At 75.0% G+C, this 19,527-nt stretch carries 14 protein-coding genes and 3 pseudogenes; 11 read left to right on the forward strand and 6 right to left on the reverse strand.

Annotated elements, in window-relative coordinates; all coding sequences use genetic code 11:
* Positions 1-531 precede the first annotated feature (531 nt).
* Positions 532-1,458: a homocysteine S-methyltransferase gene (gene mmuM, locus ACIQGV_RS01530; protein WP_402488844.1), complete on the reverse strand. Its 927-nt coding sequence runs from the start codon at positions 1,456-1,458 to the stop codon at positions 532-534.
* A 151-nt stretch (positions 1,459-1,609) separates the two neighbouring features.
* Here mmuM and ACIQGV_RS01535 point away from each other — a divergent pair, with 151 nt between their 5' ends.
* Both ACIQGV_RS01535 and ACIQGV_RS01540 read left to right on the forward strand, forming a co-directional pair.
* Positions 1,610-2,374: an isocitrate lyase/phosphoenolpyruvate mutase family protein gene (locus ACIQGV_RS01535; RefSeq protein WP_402488846.1), complete on the forward strand. Its 765-nt coding sequence runs from the start codon at positions 1,610-1,612 to the stop codon at positions 2,372-2,374.
* A 64-nt stretch (positions 2,375-2,438) separates the two neighbouring features.
* The gene (locus tag ACIQGV_RS01540; protein ID WP_402488848.1) at positions 2,439-3,338 is read left to right on the forward strand and encodes a GNAT family N-acetyltransferase; all 900 of its coding nucleotides are present in this window, start codon (positions 2,439-2,441) and stop codon (positions 3,336-3,338) included.
* 6 nt (positions 3,339-3,344) lie between these two features.
* Here the strand turns inward: ACIQGV_RS01540 and ACIQGV_RS01545 are convergent, their stop codons facing one another.
* A complete protein-coding gene (locus ACIQGV_RS01545; RefSeq protein WP_402488851.1) occupies positions 3,345-3,917 on the reverse strand; it encodes a TetR/AcrR family transcriptional regulator in 573 nt (190 codons plus the stop codon).
* 413 nt (positions 3,918-4,330) lie between these two features.
* Here ACIQGV_RS01545 and ACIQGV_RS01550 point away from each other — a divergent pair.
* Positions 4,331-4,594 (forward strand): annotated as a pseudogene (locus ACIQGV_RS01550) (hypothetical protein); the annotation flags it as partial.
* A 22-nt stretch (positions 4,595-4,616) separates the two neighbouring features.
* On the opposite strand, the gene ACIQGV_RS01555 reads toward ACIQGV_RS01550, so the two are convergent.
* The gene (locus tag ACIQGV_RS01555; protein WP_402488854.1) at positions 4,617-5,861 is read right to left on the reverse strand and encodes an FAD-binding protein; all 1,245 of its coding nucleotides are present in this window, start codon (positions 5,859-5,861) and stop codon (positions 4,617-4,619) included.
* 146 nt (positions 5,862-6,007) lie between these two features.
* On the opposite strand from ACIQGV_RS01555, the gene ACIQGV_RS01560 reads away from it, so the two are divergent.
* The 5 genes and pseudogenes from ACIQGV_RS01560 to ACIQGV_RS01580 form a co-directional block, all read left to right on the forward strand.
* On the forward strand, positions 6,008-7,333 hold the full coding sequence (locus ACIQGV_RS01560; RefSeq protein WP_402488856.1) for a radical SAM protein: 1,326 nt from the start codon (positions 6,008-6,010) through the stop codon (positions 7,331-7,333).
* A 136-nt stretch (positions 7,334-7,469) separates the two neighbouring features.
* Complete coding sequence (locus tag ACIQGV_RS01565) at positions 7,470-8,993, forward strand: cellulose binding domain-containing protein (protein WP_402488859.1); 1,524 nt, start codon at positions 7,470-7,472, stop codon at positions 8,991-8,993.
* 276 nt (positions 8,994-9,269) lie between these two features.
* On the forward strand, positions 9,270-10,367 hold the full coding sequence (gene rsgA, locus ACIQGV_RS01570; RefSeq protein ID WP_402488862.1) for a ribosome small subunit-dependent GTPase A: 1,098 nt from the start codon (positions 9,270-9,272) through the stop codon (positions 10,365-10,367).
* A gap of 210 nt (positions 10,368-10,577) precedes the next feature.
* Complete coding sequence (locus tag ACIQGV_RS01575; RefSeq protein ID WP_402488864.1) at positions 10,578-11,984, forward strand: bifunctional transcriptional activator/DNA repair enzyme AdaA; 1,407 nt, start codon at positions 10,578-10,580, stop codon at positions 11,982-11,984.
* Positions 11,981-12,472 (forward strand): annotated as a pseudogene (locus ACIQGV_RS01580) (methylated-DNA--[protein]-cysteine S-methyltransferase); the annotation flags it as partial. The gene ACIQGV_RS01575 and the pseudogene ACIQGV_RS01580, both read left to right, overlap by 4 nt.
* 8 nt (positions 12,473-12,480) lie before the next feature.
* On the opposite strand, the gene ACIQGV_RS01585 reads toward ACIQGV_RS01580, so the two are convergent.
* Both ACIQGV_RS01585 and ACIQGV_RS01590 read right to left on the reverse strand, forming a co-directional pair.
* Entirely contained in the window at positions 12,481-12,963 is a 483-nt protein-coding gene (locus ACIQGV_RS01585; protein WP_402488866.1) for a DUF456 domain-containing protein, read from the reverse strand.
* A gap of 56 nt (positions 12,964-13,019) precedes the next feature.
* Positions 13,020-13,317, reverse strand: a pseudogene (locus ACIQGV_RS01590) (helix-turn-helix transcriptional regulator); the annotation flags it as partial.
* Between the two features lie 1,630 nt (positions 13,318-14,947).
* Between ACIQGV_RS01590 and ACIQGV_RS01595 the strand changes: the two are divergent.
* The 3 genes from ACIQGV_RS01595 to ACIQGV_RS01605 all read left to right on the forward strand — a co-directional run bounded on the left by ACIQGV_RS01595 (position 14,948) and on the right by ACIQGV_RS01605 (position 18,369).
* Complete coding sequence (locus ACIQGV_RS01595; RefSeq protein ID WP_402488869.1) at positions 14,948-15,961, forward strand: protein phosphatase 2C domain-containing protein; 1,014 nt, start codon at positions 14,948-14,950, stop codon at positions 15,959-15,961.
* 83 nt (positions 15,962-16,044) lie between these two features.
* The gene (locus tag ACIQGV_RS01600; protein ID WP_402488872.1) at positions 16,045-17,787 is read left to right on the forward strand and encodes a pyruvate dehydrogenase; all 1,743 of its coding nucleotides are present in this window, start codon (positions 16,045-16,047) and stop codon (positions 17,785-17,787) included.
* Between the two features lie 135 nt (positions 17,788-17,922).
* Complete coding sequence (locus ACIQGV_RS01605; protein WP_402488874.1) at positions 17,923-18,369, forward strand: ATP-binding protein; 447 nt, start codon at positions 17,923-17,925, stop codon at positions 18,367-18,369.
* Positions 18,370-18,449: 80 nt separating this feature from the next.
* Here the strand turns inward: ACIQGV_RS01605 and ACIQGV_RS01610 are convergent, their stop codons facing one another.
* On the reverse strand, positions 18,450-19,490 hold the full coding sequence (locus ACIQGV_RS01610; protein WP_402488877.1) for a DUF2637 domain-containing protein: 1,041 nt from the start codon (positions 19,488-19,490) through the stop codon (positions 18,450-18,452).
* Positions 19,491-19,527: the final 37 nt, after the last annotated feature.

The raw sequence follows: 19,527 nt of genomic DNA on the forward strand, positions 1-19,527 counted from the left end.
GGGGGCGGCGGGGGGGCCCGGGGGGCGGGGGGGGGGGGGGGGGGGGGGGGGGGGGGCCCGGCGGGGGGGGGGGGGGGGGGGGGGCGGGGGGCGGGCCGGGGGGTGTCCGTCCTCGGTCCGGCGATCGGCCTCCTCCAGCGGCTCGGGGACGTTCCCGCCGGCCGCTGCGGGCGGGCACCCCCCGTCCCGCCCCCTCCCCGCCGTGTGTGGCCATCCCCGTCTGTCGTGTGTGGCTTTCCCGTCTGTCGTGTGTGGCCATCCCCGTCTGTCGTGTGTGGCTTTCCCGTCTGTCGTGCGTGGCCATGTCCGTCTGCCGTGCGCGGCTCTCCCGCCTGTCGTGCGTGGTTGCCTTCCGTCGTGTGCGGTCGTCGCCCCCGCGCTGTGCGTGGTGCTCTCCGTCGTGAGTGGTTGTTCCCTCAGCTGTATGTGGTCGCCCCCGCTGTGCGTGGCCGTGTTCCGTCGGTGGTGCTGTCGTTTCTTCCGTCCTGCGTGGCAGACCGGATCCGCTTCTTCCTGCCGCCGGGGGGCCGGTCAGGACTGCCGGAAGGTCCGGGCGATCTCGGTGATGGTCCGGGGGCCCACCCGGCAGCAGCCGCCGATGAGGCGGGCGCCTGCTGCGTGCCAGGCGGTGAGCTGGGCCGGGGTGAAGGTGGGACTGCCGGTCCAGGTGCGGGTGCGGGGGTTCCAGGTCTCTCCGCTGTTGGGGTAGGCGACCACCGGCTTGCCCGTGACGCGGAAGGCCGTGGTGACGGCGGGCCTGATGTCCTCGGGTGCGCTGCAGTTGATGCCGACGGCGATGATCTCGTCGGTTTCGGCGGCGAGGGCGAAGGCGTCCTCCAGGGGCTGGCCCGCACGGGTGCGGTCGCCGGAGACGGTGTACGACAGCCAGGCGGGCACGCCGAGCCCGCGCACGGCACGCAGCAGGGCCTTCGCCTCGTCGGTGTCGGGGACCGTTTCGAGGGCGAGCACGTCGGGCGCGGCGGCGGCCAGGGCCTCGATGCGGGGGCGGTGGAAGCGTTCGAGGTCGGCGACGCCGAGGCCGTAGCGGCCCCGGTACTCGGAACCGTCGGCCAGCATGGCCCCGTAGGGGCCGACCGACGCCGCTGCCCAGAGGGGCCTGGTGATCCCCCGGGCGTGGGCGCGTCCGGCCGCCTCGCGGGCCGACTCCACGCTCAGGGACAGGAGCCGGGCTGCCTCCCGGTGTCCGATGCCGCGCCGGGCGAAGCCCTCGAAGGTGGCCTGGTAGCTGGCGGTGATGGCCACGCTCGCGCCCGCCTCGTAGTAGGCGAGGTGCGCCTCGGTGACCGCCTCGGGCCGCTCGGCGAGCAGCCGTGCCGACCACAGTTCGTCGCTCAGGTCGTGTCCGGCGGCCTCCAGCTGGTTGGACATCCCGCCGTCCAGGACGACCGGCCCGGCGGCCAGGGCGTCCGCGAGGTGCGCTGTGCTGTCGGTGCTCATGTCCCGACGCTAGTCCGTTGCCGCGTCCACTGGTGGGCGTTGGCGCGGCCGGGGCGGGGTGCTCGTGTCATGGTCCTGGGTCGCCGCGGGGCCGCAGGAGGTTGCCGTCGTTTCGGCGCTCGCCGAAGGGAGGCGCCTCTACGGTGGCCCCATGGACACGACCGGCCGTGACACCTTCGCCGCGCTGCACCGCGCGGGCACGCCCCTGCTGCTGCCCAACGCCTGGGACCACGCCTCCGCCTGCGCCCTCGCCGCGCGGGGCTTCGCCGCGGTGGGGACGACGTCTCTCGGGGTGGCCGCGGCGGCCGGGCTGCCCGACGGGGCGTCGGCGACCCGGGACGAGACCCTCCGGATCGCTCTCATGCTCGGCCCGGAGCCGTTCCTGCTGTCGGTGGACGCGGAGTCCGGGTTCAGCGACGACCCGCAGGAGGTGGCCCGTCTCGCGGTGGAGCTGGCTGCCGTCGGCGCCGTCGGCATCAACCTGGAGGACGGCCTGGGCCCCACCGCCCTGCACGCGGAGAAGATCGCCGCGGTCAAGGCGGCCGCACCCGGGCTCTTCGTCAACGCCCGCACGGACACGTACTGGCTGGGGGACGGCAGCGGCACGGCGCAGCGGCTGGACGCCTACCGGCAAGCCGGTGCCGACGGGGTGTTCGTCCCCGGTCTCGCGGACCCGGCACGGATCACCGCCCTGCTCCGGGACCTCGACGTCCCCCTGAACGTCCTCTACACCCCCGCCGGGCCCTCCGTCCCCCGTCTCGCCGACCTCGGCGTCCACCGTGTCAGCCTCGGTTCGCTCCTCTACCGGCGGGCCCTGGGCGCCGCGCTGGAGACGGCCCTCGACGTGATGGCCGGGCGGGAGCCGCCGCAGGGGGAACTGCCGTCGTACGGGGAGGTCCAGGGGCTGGTGCGGTAGCGGCTCGGCGCCGCCCCGGAAATGATGTTGAGGGGTGGGCCGCGGTGTGTGCAGAGTTGCGCCCGTGACTGCTTCGCGCACCGACCAGCCCGTACGTCTGACCGCCCTGGCCGATCCCGCGCCGGGTTCCGGCCGCCGGCTCGTCTGGCTGGCCTCGGCCCCGGACGGCAGCCCGCTCGGCACCGCGTCCTTGCGTCTCTTCGACAAGGAGGGCCAGCGGCACCTCGCCGAGGCCGAGGTCGCCGTCCATCCGGCCGAGCGGCGAAGGGGCGTCGGGTCTCTGCTGCTCGACTCCGCCGTCGACGCGGCCCGGGGCGACGGACGGCGCAGCGTCGTCGCGCAGGCGGACGGCGACAGCCCCGGCGCCGCGTTCCTCGCCGCCCGCGGCTTCGGTGTCGCGCTGACGCTGGTCCACGCCCGTCTGCCGCTCGCCGGGGCCGACCTGCCCGCGCTCACCGCGCTCGTGGACGCCGCGCCCGCCGGGTACGGGCTCACTTCCTGGGAGGGCACGGTCCCCGACGAGCTGGCCGAGAGCTACGTCGCCTCCCGCCCGGCCATGGACGACATGCCGATGGGGGCCGTCGACCACGGCACGGTCGTCTGGGACCTGGACCGGGTGCGGGCGGCGGCCGCCGCGGTCGCCGCCCGCGGGGACCTGCTGCACACCGTGGCCGCCGTCGACCTGTCCGACGGGTCCCTGGCCGGATTCACCGAACTGGTCGTCCCCGGCGGCGGCGAGGGCGACGCGCAGCACTACGGCACCGGCGTCCTGCCCCGGCACCGCGGACACGGACTCGGCGCCTGGATGAAGGCCGCGTCGGTCCTGCACGCCCGTGAGCGGCATCCACGGCTGGCCGGGCTGCTCACGGACACCGCGGACACCAACGCGCACATGCGGGGGATCAACGACCGGCTCGGCTACCGGCCCACCCACACCGCGTACGAGTACCAGCTCACCCTCTGACGGACGTCAGGCATCCCGGGGCCAGTTCTCCAGGGCGATGTGCAGGGCGTCGACCGCCCGCTCCCAGGAGCGCCGCACATCGCGCGGCGCGCCGAAGCCGCCGGCCGCCTCCAGGGCGCAGTACCCGTGGAAGGTGCTGCGCAGCAGACGGACGGCGTCGGTGAGGTCGGGTTCGGCCAGACCGTAGCCGCGCAGCATGCCGTAGGTGATGTCGGCGGTGCGGCGCATGGCCGGGGTGCCGGCGATCATGGCCTGGTCGACGCGGATCTGTGTCGCCGCGTACCGCCCCGGGTGCGTCAGGGCGTACTCCCGGTAGGCGTCGGCGAAGGCCACCAGCGCGTCCTTCCCGGCGCGTCCCGCCACGGCGTCGGCGATCTTGTCGATCAGCTCGCCGCCCGCGTACAGGGCGAGCCGCGTCCGCAGGTCCTGGAGGCCGCGCACATGGGCGTACAGGCTGGCGTCCTTGACCCCGAAGCGCCGGGCGAGCGCGGAGAGGGTGACGTGCTCGAACCCTTCCTCGTCCGCCAGCTCGGCCGCGGCGGCCACCAGCCGCTCCACGGTGACGCCGGCCCGGGCCATGCAACCTCCTCGGAGAAACCTGCGGTGTCCGGCGAGAGCCTAATGGGCCTCGGGGACGCCTCCTGTCCGGCGGCGCTTCCCGTGGCGGTCCGGATCCCTCTCGGGGGCGGCGACCGCCCGCCGGGCGGCCGTCACGGCCTCGTCCGGCAGTGCGGTGGCCGTGCGCCCGGCCTCCGGCTCGTACCGCCCTGCCGCTCGGCAGCCGTGCCGATCCGTCCGGCCCGGCGAGCAGCTCGTCCCGTCCCCTCGTCGGCCGGCGGGTGCGGGTGACGTTACGTCAACAGGCGTGACACGCGCGGCAGTTCTGGGACCGGTGAAGGCGGACCGACCCGTCGTGCACGTGGCATCCGCCCCTCATGCCCCGGTCGTTCAGCGTTCATCCTCCAGCTGGATCCTCCCCACGCGGCACACCGGGCCGGGCCGTCCTCCACCGGGGTGCCGCCTCGCTCACCGGCACGCTCACGGTCACCGGGCTGCTCGCCCGCAGCGCGATCGACCGGGTCACCGTCCTCGGCGCTCCGGACGCACCGCCTCCGGAGACCCCTGTGGTGACCCGCGGCCATGTGCGTCCCCGGTGGCGGGACGGCACCCTGGTGCTCACGCTCCAGCCCGCCGCCGGGGGAGTCCTCGTCCCGTTCGAGGTCCCGCATCCGACACCCTGCTGCGCGGACCACTGAGCCGGAGTCCGCGAGGTGCGCCTCAGAGCACCTCGCGGACGAAGGCGTTGGTGAACGTGCCCGAGGGGTCCAGCTCGCGGGCGAGGGCCGCGAAGTCGCCCAGCCGGGGATACAGCTCCCGCAGCCGGGCGGCCGGCACCCCGAACACCTTCCCCCAGTGCGGCCGTGCGGCGAACGGCTGCAGCGCCGCCTCCACCCGCCGCACCACCGGCAGCACGGCCGCGGTGTCCGCGACCCAGGTGAAGTGCACGGCGACCGAGTCACGCCCGTACGCCGGGCTCAGCCACTGCGCGTCGGCGGCGACCGTGCGCACCTCGCAGATCTGGAGCACGGGCGCGATCACCTCCCGGATCCCGTCCAGCGCCGCCAGCGCCTCCCCGGCGTCCCGGCGTGCCATCAGGTACTCGCTCTGCAGCTCCTCCCCGCTGCTCGGCGTGAACTCGGCCCGGAAGTGCGGCAGCCGCTCGTGCCAGGGCCCCGCCACCCCCAGCTGCTCCGTGCAGTTGACCGCGGGCATGCCCGGCACGGGATGCAGCCGCTCCCGGGCGGGCGCCGCCCAGGGGAAGGCGGCGGGCGGTTCGTCGGTGCGCCGCTTCAGCCACACCTGCCCGAAGCCCGGCGTACGCCAGTCGGTGAACAGACTCACGCTGTACGCGGCCCCGGCGACCCGCTCGAAATCCAGCCCCGCCAGGGGCAGCCCGGTGAACACATGCTGCTCGACCTCGAACGCGGGCTCCAGGTCCAGCGTCAGCGCCGTGACCACCCCGAGCGCCCCGAGCGCGGTGACCGCCCCGCCGAACCGCTCCTCGCCCCGCCCGATCACCACCGTCCCGCCGTCGGCCGTGACCAGCTCCACCTCGCGCACGGCCGCCGCGAGGGAGCCGTTGCGCACCCCCGACCCGTGGGTGCCGGTCGCCACCGACCCGGCCACCGAGATGTGGGGGAGCGAGGCCATGTTCGCCAGCGCCAGCCCCCGCGCGTGCACGGCCCGCGCCAGCTCGGCGTACCGCACCCCGCCGCCGGCCCGCACGGTCCGCGCGCCGGTGTCGACGTCGATCTCGCGGGGCAGGGCCTCCAGCGACAGCAGCACGCCGTCCGGGCCGGGCTCGGCGATCCCGTTGAAGGAGTGCCCGCTGCCCAGCACCCGCACCGCCGTGCTCCCGGAGACCAGCTTCCCGAGCGCGTCGAGCGTGGGCGGGCGGTGCAGCTCCCCGGCGGCGTAGGTGATGTTGCCCGCCCAGTTCGTCACGGCCGTGGACCCGGTCATACCGTCCCCTTCCCGGGGTGTGGAGAACGTCGGCTCCATCAGATCACCACCGCGCCCCGCGCCGTCGGTACGGACCCGGCTGCGCGTCGCCGGAGGAAGGGGCATACCGTGAGGAGTCGTACGACCGAATCGGGAGGAGACACGGGATGGGCAGCCGCACCGCGCTCGTCGAGGATCTGATGGAGCGCTTCCCGCACGTACCGCGGGAGGCGGTCCTCAAGGAGGACCTGCTCCGCGGAGGTGTGGCCTTCGACGCGTCCGCCCTCAGCGACAACGAGAGCGGCGAGGTGAAACCGAAGTCCTACTTCATCTTCTCCTTCGACCACGGCACGCTCCCGGAGCTGGGCGAGGCCGCCCTGCGCCGGCCGCCCGAGGAGATCATCCTCACCGGCGGCCCCTACGGCCTGCGCCGGACCGTGGTCTCCGTGCGGGTGAACCCCGCCTCGCCCTACCGCGTCGCCGCCGGCGAGGACGGCCTGCTGGGCCTGTACCTGGACGGCAGCCGGATCGCGGACGTGGGCGTGCCGCCCATGCCGGAGTACTACCGGCACAAGCTCTCCAACGGGAAGTCGGTCATGGAGGTCGCCCCGACCATCCAGTGGGGCTACCTGATCTACCTCACCGTCTTCCGGGTCTGCCAGTACTTCGGCGCCAAGGAGGAGTGCCAGTACTGCGACATCAACCACAACTGGCGCCAGCACAAGGCGGCCGGCCGGCCCTACACCGGCGTCAAGGACGTGGACGAGGTCCTGGAGGCGCTGGAGATCATCGACCGGTACGACACCCAGAAGGCGTCCACCGCGTACACCCTCACCGGCGGTGCCATCACCAAGACCGTCGGCGGCCGCGACGAGGCCGACTTCTACGGCATGTACGCCAAGGCCATCGAGGAGCGCTTCCCCGGCCGCTGGATCGGCAAGGTCGTCGCCCAGGCCCTGCCGCGCGACGACGTGCAGCGCTTCAAGGACTACGGCGTGCAGATCTACCACCCCAACTACGAGGTGTGGGACCGCCGGCTGTTCGAGCTGTACTGCCCCGGCAAGGAGCGCTACGTCGGCCGCGACGAGTGGCACCGGCGCATCCTCGACTCCGCCGAGGTCTTCGGCGCCCGCAACGTGATCCCCAACTTCGTGGCGGGCGTGGAGATGGCCGAGCCCTTCGGCTTCACCACCGTCGACGAGGCCATCGCGTCCACCACCGAGGGCCTGCGTTTCTTCATGTCCCACGGCATCACGCCCCGCTTCACCACCTGGTGCCCCGAGCCGACCACCCCGCTGGGCAAGGCCAACCCGCAGGGCGCTCCGCTGGAGTACCACATCCGCCTGCTGGAGGCGTACCGCGCCACCATGGACGAGTTCGGCCTCAGCTCCCCGCCCGGCTACGGTGAACCCGGGCCCGGCCGCGCGGTGTTCTCGGTCAGCTCCTTCATGGACAGCCTCCCGGCCGCCGAGGAGCCCGCGGCCGTCGGCTGAGGGCGGCCGGCGGGCTCTTCCGAAGAGCGCGCTTGTCAGTTGTGGGGGAACCGTGAAAGGGTCGTTGCGCCCCGAGGTTCCCCACAACTCCCTATCCCCTGCGGTGAGTTGACCTCGCATGCATCGCAGGAGACCCATGCCCGACCTGCCGACCGCCCGGAACGCCACCGAGGCGGCCCTCTTCACGGAGTACTGGGACACCGTCCTGTCGTACGCCGACCTGTGCACCTCCGGCTCGGAGTCCGCACAGGGACTCGCCCGTGAGGCGCTCGACCAGGGCCTGCGCGAGGTCCGCGCCGAGGCCCACCGCACCGGCGCCCACACCGGCCGCCGCGTCCCGCGCCTGCCGGACATCCCCCAGCTGCTGACCGCCGTACGCACCACCGCCGCCGCCTGGGAGACCCAGGGCCACGGCCACCGGCTCGCCCCCGAACTGCGGCTGTGGCTCAACTCCGAACAGGCCGCGCGCTACACCGGGCCGCCCCTGCGGCGCCCCCTCGCCCTGCGCGCCCTGCGCGACATGCAGGAGGCGGACGCGGCACTGCTGTGGCTGGCCGAGGTGGAGTCCCTGCCCTCGGCGGTCGTGGCCCGCCGGCTGCGCCTGGACCCGGCGGGCCTCGCCGGTGAACTCGCCGAGGTGCGCGGCCTGTTCCGCGACCGCTGTCTGCGCGGCCACCTCGACCGGCCCCTGGACGCCGCCTGCCGCCCCTACGCCCGGCTCCTCGACGCCGTCACCCGCGCGCCGGCCGTCGAGACCCCGGCCGACCTCTCCCGCCATCTCGCCCGCTGCGTGCCCTGCTCCGAGGCGGCCGCCTGTCTGCGGCTGCACGGCGGCGGACTGCCCGACGCGCTCGCCGGCGGCGTCATCGGCTGGGGCGGCCTCGCCTACCTGGAACGCCGCCGCCGCGCCGCCGAGGTGCGGCTCGGTCCCGGCCGCCCCGACCTGCCCGACGATCCCGAGCGGGACAGGGCGCACCGGGCGCGCGTGCTGCGAGGCGGCCTGATCGTGGCCGCCGTCCTCGTCTCCCTGCTGGCGCTCGCCGTGACCCTGATGCCGGCCGACGGCACCGACGACGGCGCCGCGCCGGGCCGCTTCGACGACCGGCAGCCGGTGGCGGCCGGACGCACCTCGGTGCCCGCTCCCGGGGGCACGCCGTCGGACGAGCCGAAGTCCGCGCCGCCGCGGACGCCGTCCGCGGCGCACCCGCGGGCCACGCCCTCGCGGGCCGCGCACACACCGTCCGCCGCGCCGACCGCCGGGCACACGCCCTCGCGCACCCCCGCGCCCGGCGGCCCGGCACCCGAGCCGCACGGCACCGCCACCACCGCCGAACGCCCCGCCCCCCGCGACTGCACGGTCGCGTACCACCTCGCCGGGCAGTGGCCCGACGGCTTCCAGGCCACCGTCACCGTCACCACCGAGCGCGCCCTCGACGGCTGGCGTCTGGCCTGGACCTTCCGCGACGGCCAGCGGGTGACGCAGATGTGGGACGGGCGCCACGGCCAGTCCGGCTCCCGGGTCACCGCCGACGCCGCCGACTACAACCGGTCCGTCCCCGCGGGCGGCTCCGTCACCGTCGGCTTCCTCGCCTCCTGGCAGGGGGCGAACACACCGGCGTACGACTTCACGCTCGACGGACGGACCTGCACCGTCGTCTGACCGGCGGGCCCCGCCGGCGGGTCCTTCCGGCGGGCCGGACCCGCCCCGGTCCACGGGCCCGCCGGAAAACCCGTTGACGACCCCGAGGGGGGCCCGGATACGGTGTGCGTGTTCTTGCCGAGCGAGTTGTGAGTTCTCCGTGAGCTCTCCAGGAGGTGTCGACCGATGGCTGTCACTGCGACGAGCGCTGCCCGCATCCAGATCATCATGACCATCTCCGTGGCCACCGGCTGACTCCACTTCTCGTGCCGGGGCCGCCCTTCGAAGGGTTCCCCCTTGACCTCCAGCTTCACCGCTGAGACTTTCTCCGCTCTCGCTCCCTACGGCTGGGACGAGGCATGGGCGGACGAGTTCGCCCCGTACGGCTCCCAGGACCTGCTGCCCGGCCGGGTGATCCGCGTCGACCGCGGACAGTGCGACGTCGCCACCACCGACGGCGTCGTACGGGCCGACACCGCGTTCGTCACCCCGCACGACCCGCTGCGGGTCGTGTGCACCGGCGACTGGGTCGTCGTCGAGCCCGGCGGCAACCCCCGCTATGTGCGCGCGTATCTGCCCCGCCGCACCGCCTTCGTGCGCTCCACCTCCTCCAAGCGGTCCGAGGGGCAGATCCTCGCGTCCAACGTCGACCACGCGATCGTCGCCGTCTCCCTCGCCGCCGAGCTCGACCTCGGCCGCGTCGAGCGGTTCCTGGCCCTCGCCTGGGAGTCCGGGGCGCAGCCGCTGGTCGTCCTCACCAAGGCCGACCTCGTGCCGGACCCGGCCGCGCTGGCCTACCTCGTCCAGGACGTGGAGACCACCGCGCCCGGCGTGACCGTGGTGCCGGTCAGCGCCCGCGACGGGGACGGCCTGGACGTCCTCGCCGCGATCGTCGCGGGCGGCACGTCCGTGCTGCTCGGACAGTCCGGCGCGGGCAAGTCCACCCTGGCCAACGCGCTGCTCGGGGAGGACGTCATGGACGTGCAGGCCACCCGTGACGTCGACGGCAAGGGCCGCCACACCACCACCACCCGCAACCTGCTGCTGCTCCCCGGCGGCGGCACCCTCATCGACACCCCCGGACTGCGGGGCGTCGGACTGTGGGACGCCGAGAGCGGCGTCGGGCAGACGTTCTCCGAGATCGAGTCCCTCGCCGGACGGTGCCGCTTCCAGGACTGCGCGCACGAGGCCGAGCCCGGGTGCGCCGTGCTGGAGGCCGTGGAGACCGGCGAACTGCCGGTGCGGCGGCTGGAGAGCTACCGCAAGCTGCTGCGGGAGAACGAGCGGATCGTGGCGAAGACCGACGCACGGCTCCGGGCGGAGATCCGCAAGGAGTGGAAGCGCCGGGGCGCCGAGGGACGGGCGGCGATGGACCTCAAGCGAGGGCGTCACTGAGGGCTGCGGCGGTGCCGCGCATGCCGGTCCGCCGTGACCGGCCGCGCGGCTCTCCCGGCCCCTCGACGGGCGCGGCTCTCCCGCTCCCCCGTCGGGCGCGCACTGCCCGCGCCCGACGGATACGCACTCCCCGGCCCCCCGACAGGCACGCACTCCCTGTCCGATTTCCGCCAGCGGGTGTCCGCCGCGGCGCGGACACTGGAGAGCGTGATGGACGAGGACAGCAGGTACGAGGCCGTACGCAGCCGGGACGCCCGGTTCGACGGCGAGTTCTTCTTCGCCGTCGAGACGACCGGGATCTACTGCCGGCCGAGCTGCCCGGCGGTGACACCCAGACGGCGCAACGTGCGGTTCTACGCCACGGCCGCCGCCGCGCAGGGCTCGGGCTTCCGGGCCTGCCGGCGGTGCCGGCCGGACGCCGTGCCGGGATCGGCCGGCTGGAACGCGCGCGCGGACGTCGTCGGCCGGGCCATGCGGCTGATCGGGGACGGCGTCGTCGACCGCGAGGGCGTCGCCGGGCTCGCCGCGCGCCTGGGCTACAGCGCCCGGCAGGTGCAGCGCCAGCTCACCGCCGAACTGGGAGCCGGTCCGGTCGCCCTCGCCCGGGCCCAGCGGGCGCACACCGCGCGGGTGCTGCTCCAGACGACCGGGCTGCCGGTCACGGAGATCGCGTTCGCGTCCGGGTTCGCCAGCGTGCGGCAGTTCAACGACACCGTCAAAGAGGTGTACGCGCTGACCCCCAGCGGGCTGCGTGCCACCGCGCCCCGGGGCGGCCACCGGCCCCGGCGCGGCGGCACCCCGACCGCCGGGATCCCGCTGCGGCTCGCCCACCGAGGGCCCTACCACGCGGCCGCCGTCTTCGACCTGCTCGCCCACGAGGCCGTGCCCGCGGTGGAGGAGGTCAGCGGCCCGGCGGGCGCCCGGACCTACCGGCGTACGCTGCGGCTGCCCTACGGCACCGGCATCGCCGCCGTCGAGGAACGCCCCGGCGGCGCCTCCGCCGGGCCCTCCGCCGCCCATCCCGGCGGCTGGCTGGACGCCCGTCTGCATCTGACCGACCCGCGCGACCTGACCACCGCCGTGCAGCGGCTGCGCCGGCTGTTCGACCTGGACGCCGACCCGTACGCCGTCGACGAGCGGCTCGGCGCCGATCCGCGGCTCGCCCCCCTCGTCGCCCTGCGGCCGGGACTGCGCTCGCCCGGTGCGGCCGATCCGGAGGAACTGGCCGTACGGGCCCTGGTGGGGCGCGCGGAGGCCGCACGGCTCGTCCAGCTCTGCGGCAAGGCCCTCGACGCGCCCTGCGGCACCCTCACCCACCTCTTCCCCGAACCGGCCGTCCTCGCCGAGGCCGAGCCGCACGGCCGGGCGGGCGCGCTGTGCGCCGCGCTCGCCGACGGCGCCGTACGCCTGGACGGGGGCGCGGACCGGGACGAGGCCGAGGCCGGGCTGCTCGCACTGCCCGGTGCCGACCCCGTCACCGTCGCGGCCGTCCGCACCCGCGCCCTCGGCGACCCCGACGTCGCGCCGCCCGGCGCGGACGTCCCCGACGGCTGGCGCCCCTGGCGCAGCTACGCCGTACGCCATCTGCGCACGGCACAGGAACTGGAGAACGCATGACCGCCCTCGCCCCGATCCACTGGACCCGGCTCGACAGTCCCCTCGGCCCGGTCCTGCTGACCGCCGGCCCCGACGGCAACCTGACCTCGCTGTCGCTGCCCGGACAGAAGGGCGGCCGGACCGTCCAGGAGGACTGGCTGCACGACCCCGGGCTGTTCCGCGAGGCCGAGGAGCAGCTCGCCGCGTACTTCCGGCGGGACCTGAAGGAGTTCTCGCTGCCGCTGCGCGGCGAGGGCACCGCGTTCCGCGAGCGGGTGTGGGCCGCGCTGGACTCCGTCCCCTACGGCTCGACCGTCACCTACGGTGAGATCGCCGCGGAGATCGGCGCCTCCCGGGCCGCCGTACGCGCCGTCGGCACCGCCGTCGGCGCCAACCCCCTTCTGCTGCTGCGCCCCTGCCACCGGGTGATCGGCGCGGACGGCGGTCTCACCGGCTACGCGGCCGGTCTCGACCGCAAGCGTCTGCTGCTCACCCTGGAAGGCGCGCTCCAGAAGGTTCAGCCCCAGATCACCGCCCCGAGCCAGGCCCCCGCGATCAGCTGGCAGGTGAACAGCTCCGCCAGCACGCTGGAGCCGCCCGAGCGCATCGCCCTGCGCAGCGCCGCCCGCGCCTCGCCGGACCGGCCCAGGCGCAGCCGCTCGCTCAGATAGATGCCGCCCATGAAGCCGGGGATCGACCCCAGCACGGGAACCAGGAAGAACCCGAGGAAGGAGCCCGCCCCGGCGTACACCGCCATCCGGGGGGTGGCGCCGCTCTCGCGCAGCTGCCGGGGCGGCAGCGCCCAGCGCACCACCTGGGACAGGAAGAGCGCGAGCGTGGCCCCGACCAGCACCGCCCACGCCACCGGCTGCGGGTCCTTCAGCGCCCACCACAGCACCGCGGCCCACACCAGCCAGGACCCCGGGACACCGGGCACCAGCACCCCGACCAGGCCGAGCAGGATCACCGTGCCGACCAGCAGCAGCTCCCACACGCCCATCTGCCCAGCGTGCAGGAGGACGCGGGAACGCGCAGGTCGGCGCGGTGCCCCGGGGGCTCAGTGGCGAGCAGCGCCGCCGCCGGCTCGGCCTGCTCCGGCTCGTGCCGCCGCCGGGTGAGCAGGGCGCCCGGGGCCACACCGGGCGGGGCGGCGACCCGGCGGCCGGGACGGGACGGGCCGGGGACCGGGCGGCCGGCCCCTGCCGCTCCAGCCCGTGCAGCACCCGGTCGGCGTCCCGCTCGCCGAGCGCCGGCCGCCGGGCCGGGCCGGGTCCGGCAGGTCGGCCGCGCCCACGGCCACCAGCGCCCGATACGCCGACTCGGGTGTCTCGTCCAGCCCTGTCGCCGTCGGCATCAGGCGTCGTCCTCACCGGAATCATCGACTCCGTATGGTCCGGCCGTGGCGGGAACAGGTCACGGCGCAAACCCGCCTCGTCCGTCATCCCCGCGCCGACGATCACTCTGCCGAGGGGGGTCCACGGCAGCGGCGGGCCCTTCGGGGCCTGTTCTCCCGGGCGGCGTCCGCCCGCCACGACGACGCGCCCGCCGCCGTCCCGGGGACGGCGGCCCGGTCCCGAGCCGCGTTCTTGCGCAGGCGATCCGGATCCGGGCCGTTCCCACGCCGCCGGGCGGTTCTCCCGTGGGGGTAACCGTCCGGTGGCCACCCTCGCACCGCCGTTCGAGGATTCCCCGACACGCCGTCAGCAGGGTCCGCCCGTACGGGATTTTCCTGATGCCCCGTTTTCAACCGGCCCGGTCGGTGGACAATGAGGGTCATGAGTCAGCAGGGGGGAAGGCCCACCGGTCCCGGTCCCGAGGACGACTGGTGGCGGCAGCTGTACGACGACATCGCCCACGACACCGGCCCGACAGCCACCCCGGATTCCCTGGACGACCGCTACGCCTCCGCCTCGGGCGTCGCCGCGAAGGGCTCCGCCCCCGGCGAGGCCGCGGGGCCAGGCGCGGTGTCGCCGGGGGCGTACTCCGTGCCGGTGGACGGGCCGTCGGGCGCGGAACCGTGGGACCGGGCACCGGGCATGTCCCTGCCGGGGACCCGTCCGGCCGGTGCGGTGCCCGGCACACCGGGGGAGCGGCCCGGCGCGGTGCCCGGTGCGGTGTCCGACGCGGTGCCCGGCGCCGCGGACGGCGGCCGGGTCGCCGCGGCACCACCGGTCCCCGGGCCACCGGTCCCCGGGCCGCGGGGCGCCGCCGGAGGCGAGGAGGACCCTCGTGGCGGCATCCGCGCCGCGCCGCGCCACGCGCCCGGGGAGCCCCCGTCGCCCCGGCCGACGGGCCCCACCACGTTCTCCCCGGCCTCCGATCCTGCCCCGGTTTCCGGGCCCGCCGTCTCCGGGCCCGGCCCCGCCGTCTCCGGGCCGGGCGTCTCCGGGCCGCCCCCAGCCCCCGGGCCTGCTCCGGCCTCCGGGCCTGCTCCGGCCTCCGGGCCCGGCCCGGCCGTCTCCGGGCTGCCCCCGGTCTCCGGGCTCGGCTCGGCCTCCGGGCCGGGCGTCTCCGGGCCGCCCCCAGCCCCCGGGCCTGCTCCGGCCCCCGGGCCTGCTCCGGCCTCCGGGCCTGCTCCGGCCTCCGGGCCTGCTCCGGCCTCCGGGCCCGGCCCGGCCGTCTCCGGGCTGCCCCCGGTCTCCGGGCCCGGCTCGGTCTCCGGGTCGGGCGTCCCCGGCTTCGCCCCGGCCTCCGGGCCTGCTCCGGTCTCAGGGCCCGCCGTCTCCGTCTCCGGCTCCGCCCCGGCCCCGGCCTCCGGGCCCGGCCCGGTCTTCGCCCCGGCCCCGGTCTCCGGGCCGCCCCCGGTCTCCGGGCCCGGCTCGGTCTCCGGGTCGGCTGTCCCCGACCCGCTCTCCGGGCCGGTGCCCGGGCCGGGGGCCGGGCCGAGGGATCCGCAGTCGGGGGTGCCGGCGGGGCCCACCGCTGCGGGGACCGGTGCCGGTGCCCGGCCCGGACCGCCGGCCGACGACGGACCCCGGCTCTCCGTGCCCCCCGTCCCACGGGTCGCCCACGTGGGGTCCGGGCCGCCCACCTACGAGGCCGAACCCACGGCCCTGCCCCCGGCCGACCCCGACGACCTCGCGGAGCTGGTCGCCGACACCGTGCTGGACGGGGCGCGATGCGGCACCGGCACCCTGCGGGCCGCGTCCGTGCGGGGGGACTCCGCCCGCTACCGCGGGGAGCCGCGCCGGGACTCGCTGATGGTCGCCAGGTTCGGGACCGGGGAGCAGGCGCTGGTGCTGGTGGCGATGGCCACCGGGGCACGCGCCACCGAGGGCGCGCACCGCGCGGCGGCCGAGGTGTGCCGGTGGATCGGGCGGGCCGTCGGCCGCAGCCACGTCCGGCTGGCGCAGGACATCCGCTCGGCCCGGCGGGGCGACCTCAAGTCCGGCCTGCACCGGCTGACCGACCGCAGCCTGGGCAGGCTGCGCGCCAGCGCCGCCGAGCAGGGCCTCTCCCCGGAGGAGTACGCGGCCACCCTGCGCTGTCTGCTGCTCCCGGCCGACCCGGAATGCCGTACGCGTGTGTTCTTCGGTGTCGGCACCGGTGGTCTGTTCCGGCTGCGGGACGGCGTCTGGCAGGACATCGAGCCCCCGGCCGGGGAGGTCACCGGCGAGCCCGTCGTCGGCTTCGGGTCGCCGCCCGCCGGGACGCCCGGTCCGTCGCCCGCCCTGGCGCCGGCCGAGACGCCCGAGGGGGACCGGCTCACCATGGACCTCGGCGTCCCCCTGCCCCCGAGCCCCTACGAACCGGCCCCCGCGCCGCCCCGCGAGCCCTTCCGCTTCCGCGCCTCGGTGGCCCGGCCGGGTGACACGCTCCTGCTGTGCACCGACGGTCTCGCCGAGCCCCTGCGCGGCGAACCCGGACTGTGCGCGCACCTCACGGACCGGTGGTCGGGCGCCCGGGCACCCGGCCTGGCCGAGTTCCTCGCCGACACCCAGGTCCGGGTCAAGGGGTACGCCGACGACCGTACGGCGGCGGCGGTCTGGGAGGCGTAGCGGCGCCGGGTGTGGATTGATGGAAGTCGCGGAGTCACGGGGATCCTGCCGGAGACCGGGAGACCGAAGGGCACACGACAGCCATGACCAAGCAGAACGTCGCCGAACAGTTCGTGGACATCCTCGCCCGTGCCGGGGTCAGACGCCTGTACGGCGTCGTCGGCGACAGCCTGAACCCCGTCGTCGACGCGGTCCGCCGTCACTCCGGCATCGACTGGGTGCATGTGCGCCACGAGGAGACAGCCGCCTTCGCCGCGGGCGCCGAGGCGCAGATCACCGGGAAGCTCGCCGCCTGCGCGGGCTCCTGCGGACCCGGCAACCTGCACCTCGTCAACGGGCTGTACGACGCCCACCGCTCCATGGCCCCGGTCCTCGCCCTCGCCTCGCACATCCCCTCCGGCGAGATCGGCCTCGGCTACTTCCAGGAGACCCACCCGGACCAGCTGTTCCGCGAGTGCAGCCACTACAACGAGCTGATCTCCAGCCCGCGGCAGATGCCCCGGCTGCTCCAGACGGCCATCCAGCACGCCGTCGGCCAGGGCGGCGTCAGCGTCGTCGCGCTGCCCGGCGACATCGCCGGACAGCCCGCGCCCGACAAGCCCGTGGAGAGCGCCCTGGTCACCACGCGGCCCACCGTGCGGCCCGGCGACGCCGAGATCGACCGGCTCGTCGAGCTGATCGACCGCGCCGACAAGGTCACCCTGTTCTGCGGCAGCGGCACCGCGGGCGCCCACACCGAGGTGATGCGGTTCGCGGAGAAGATCAAGTCCCCGGTGGGGCACGCCCTGCGCGGCAAGGAGTGGATCCAGTACGACAACCCCTACGACGTCGGCATGAGCGGCCTGCTCGGCTACGGCGCCGCCTACGAGGCCACCCACGAGTGCGACCTGCTGATCCTGCTCGGCACGGACTTCCCGTACAACGCCTTCCTGCCCGACGACGTGGCCATCGCCCAGATCGACGTACGGCCCGAACGCCTCGGCCGCCGCTCCAGGCTGGACCTCGCGGTGTGGGGGGACGTGAAGGAGACCCTGCGCTGCGTCATCCCGCGGGTGAGGGTGAAGGAGAACCGGCGCTTCCTGGACCGGATGCTGAAGAAGCACACCGAGGCGCTGGAGGGCGTGGTCAAGGCGTACACCCGCAAGGTGGACAGGCACGTGCCGATCCACCCCGAGTACGTGGCCTCGGTGCTGGACGAACTCGCCGACGAAGACGCGGTGTTCACCGTCGACACCGGTATGTGCAACGTCTGGGCCGCCCGGTACCTCTCGCCCAACGGGCGGCGCAGGATCATCGGTTCCTTCTCCCACGGCTCGATGGCCAACGCGCTGCCGATGGCGATCGGCGCCCAGTTCACCGACCGTCGCCGGCAGGTCGTGTCGATGTCCGGCGACGGCGGGTTCTCCATGCTGATGGGCGACTTCCTCACACTCGTGCAGCACGACCTGCCGGTGAAGGTCGTCCTCTTCGACAACTCCTCCCTCGGCATGGTCGAGCTGGAGATGCTGGTGGCCGGCCTTCCCTCGTACGGCACGGCGAACAAGAACCCCGACTTCGCGGCCGTCGCCCGGGCCTGCGGCGCCTACGGGGTGCGGGTGGAGAAGCCGAAGCAGCTCGCGGGAGCGCTCAAGGGTGCCTTCAAGCACAAGGGACCCGCGCTCGTGGACATCGTGACCGATCCCAACGCGCTGGCCGTCCCGCCGAGGATCAGAGCCGAGATGGTGACCGGCTTCGCCCTGTCCGCGTCGAAGATCGTGCTGGACGGAGGGGTGGGCCGGATGCTCCAGATGGCCCGCTCCAACCTCCGCAACGTGCCCCGCCCCTGAGACGTCGACCTCCGGAAGACGTCCCGACATCCGGTTGTTGAGCATTCGACATGACTGTCCCCGGGCCGACCGGGCATGGATTCCCGTGAAGGTGTTCGAGCAGGAGGGAAACCGGCGTCGGCGCAGGCGGGGGTCATGAGAAGGCACGTACGAGGGGGCGGTCCCACGACCGTAGGGGCGCCCTCGGCACAGCTCAGCCGCAGGCTCACCCACGCGGACCTACGGGCGGTGCCCGAGGCCCGCAGGGAGCTGCGGGAACTGTTACGGCACTGGGGGAGGCCGGGACGATCTGACATCGCCGAACTGCTGACCAGCGAGCTCGTCACCAACGCGCTCGTCCACACCGACCGCGACGCGGTCCTGAACGCCACCGTCACCCCGCGCGGACTGCGCGTGGAGGTGCGGGACTTCGTGGGCCGAAGGCCCCGGCCGCGGGTACCGACCGCCGACGACGGTACGCACGGCCGGGGCCTCGTCCTCGTCCAGGCCCTCGCCGACGCCTGGGGCGTACGGGCCCACGGCGTGGGCAAGTCGGTCTGGTTCGAGCTGGCCGCGGACGGTCCGGACACGGACGGCGTCTGACCGGCTGAACGCGGCAGGGGCACGGCTGCGACGAGCCGTGCCCCTGCCGCGTGTCCCGGATCACGCCCCCTGACCACAGGTCAGCCGTACTGCTGCTCCAGGTCCTTCAGCTTGCGCTCCAGGTCGTCCAGGCGCGGCAGGCCCATGGTGTCGTCCTCGGCGGTGAGGTCGACGGTGACCGGGTCACCGGCGCGGCGGACGGGCTGCAGGGAGGGCCGCGAGCGTACCGGCAGCTGCTCCGCCGATATGGCAGGCTCCGCGGAGACTCGTTCGGCGCCCTGCTCCGCGGCAGGAAGCTCCGCCTGACGGCCGCCGCCCCGGCCGACGAAGCCGCGGTGGCCGCGGCTGATCGCCTTCAGCCGAGCGCGCTCCAGCCGCTCCGCCTCGCGGCGGCGCATCCGGTTCTGCTCCTTCTGGCGGCTGTCCTCGCGGACCTCCTCGACGGCCTCGTCGAGGCTGCGCACGTTCTCCAGGAGCATGAGCGACCACGCCCTGTACGTCTCGCGCGGCGCCCGCAGCCAGCGGACGATACGGATCTGCGGCAGCGGCCTGGGCACCAGCCCCTGCTCGCGCAGGGCCGCCCGGCGGGTCTGCTTCAGGGCACGGTCGAACAGGACGGCCGCCGACAGGGACATGCCCGCGAAGAAGTGCGGCGCGCCGGCGTGGCCCAGACCCCGGGGCGCGTGCACCCAGTTGAACCACGCCGCGGCGAGGGCGAAGGTCCACACGAGTATCCGCGAGCCGAGGGCGGCGTCACCGTGGCTGGCCTCACGCACGGCGAGCACGGAGCAGAACATGGCCGCCCCGTCCAGGCCGAACGGCACCAGGTACTGCCAGCCGTCGGTGAGGCCGAGGTTCTGTTCGCCGAAGCCGACCAGGCCGTGGAAGGACAGCGCGGCGGCCACCGCGGCGCAGCAGAACAGCAGCACGTAGGAGACCGTGCCGTAGAGGGCTTCCTTGCGCCTGCGGCGCTCCTCGCTGCGCTCCCACGAGTCCTCCGCGCCAGAGTCCTTCCCCGAGGAGCGCTTGCCGCGCGCGAGCACCGCCACCGCCGCCAGCATCCCCAGGAGCAGCACGGCGCCCGGAAGCAGCCAGTTCAGCGATATGTCGGTCAGTCTCATCTAGGGGTCCCTTGCATTGGGATAGGGCGTAACGCCC

Source organism: Streptomyces sp. NPDC093094 (assembly GCF_044754345.1).
Lineage (GTDB): Bacteria > Actinomycetota > Actinomycetes > Streptomycetales > Streptomycetaceae > Streptomyces.

Coding starts and splice junctions, on each gene's coding strand:
- mmuM (WP_402488844.1), bottom strand. CDS start 1,458: ATGAGCACCGACAGCACAGCGCACCTCGCGGACGCCCTGGCCGCCGGG.
- ACIQGV_RS01535 (WP_402488846.1), top strand. CDS start 1,610: ATGGACACGACCGGCCGTGACACCTTCGCCGCGCTGCACCGCGCGGGC.
- ACIQGV_RS01545 (WP_402488851.1), bottom strand. CDS start 3,917: ATGGCCCGGGCCGGCGTCACCGTGGAGCGGCTGGTGGCCGCCGCGGCC.
- ACIQGV_RS01555 (WP_402488854.1), bottom strand. CDS start 5,861: ATGACCGGGTCCACGGCCGTGACGAACTGGGCGGGCAACATCACCTAC.
- ACIQGV_RS01560 (WP_402488856.1), top strand. CDS start 6,008: ATGGGCAGCCGCACCGCGCTCGTCGAGGATCTGATGGAGCGCTTCCCG.
- ACIQGV_RS01565 (WP_402488859.1), top strand. CDS start 7,470: ATGCCCGACCTGCCGACCGCCCGGAACGCCACCGAGGCGGCCCTCTTC.
- ACIQGV_RS01575 (WP_402488864.1), top strand. CDS start 10,578: ATGGACGAGGACAGCAGGTACGAGGCCGTACGCAGCCGGGACGCCCGG.
- ACIQGV_RS01585 (WP_402488866.1), bottom strand. CDS start 12,963: ATGGGCGTGTGGGAGCTGCTGCTGGTCGGCACGGTGATCCTGCTCGGC.
- ACIQGV_RS01600 (WP_402488872.1), top strand. CDS start 16,045: ATGACCAAGCAGAACGTCGCCGAACAGTTCGTGGACATCCTCGCCCGT.
- ACIQGV_RS01605 (WP_402488874.1), top strand. CDS start 17,923: ATGAGAAGGCACGTACGAGGGGGCGGTCCCACGACCGTAGGGGCGCCC.
- ACIQGV_RS01610 (WP_402488877.1), bottom strand. CDS start 19,490: ATGAGACTGACCGACATATCGCTGAACTGGCTGCTTCCGGGCGCCGTG.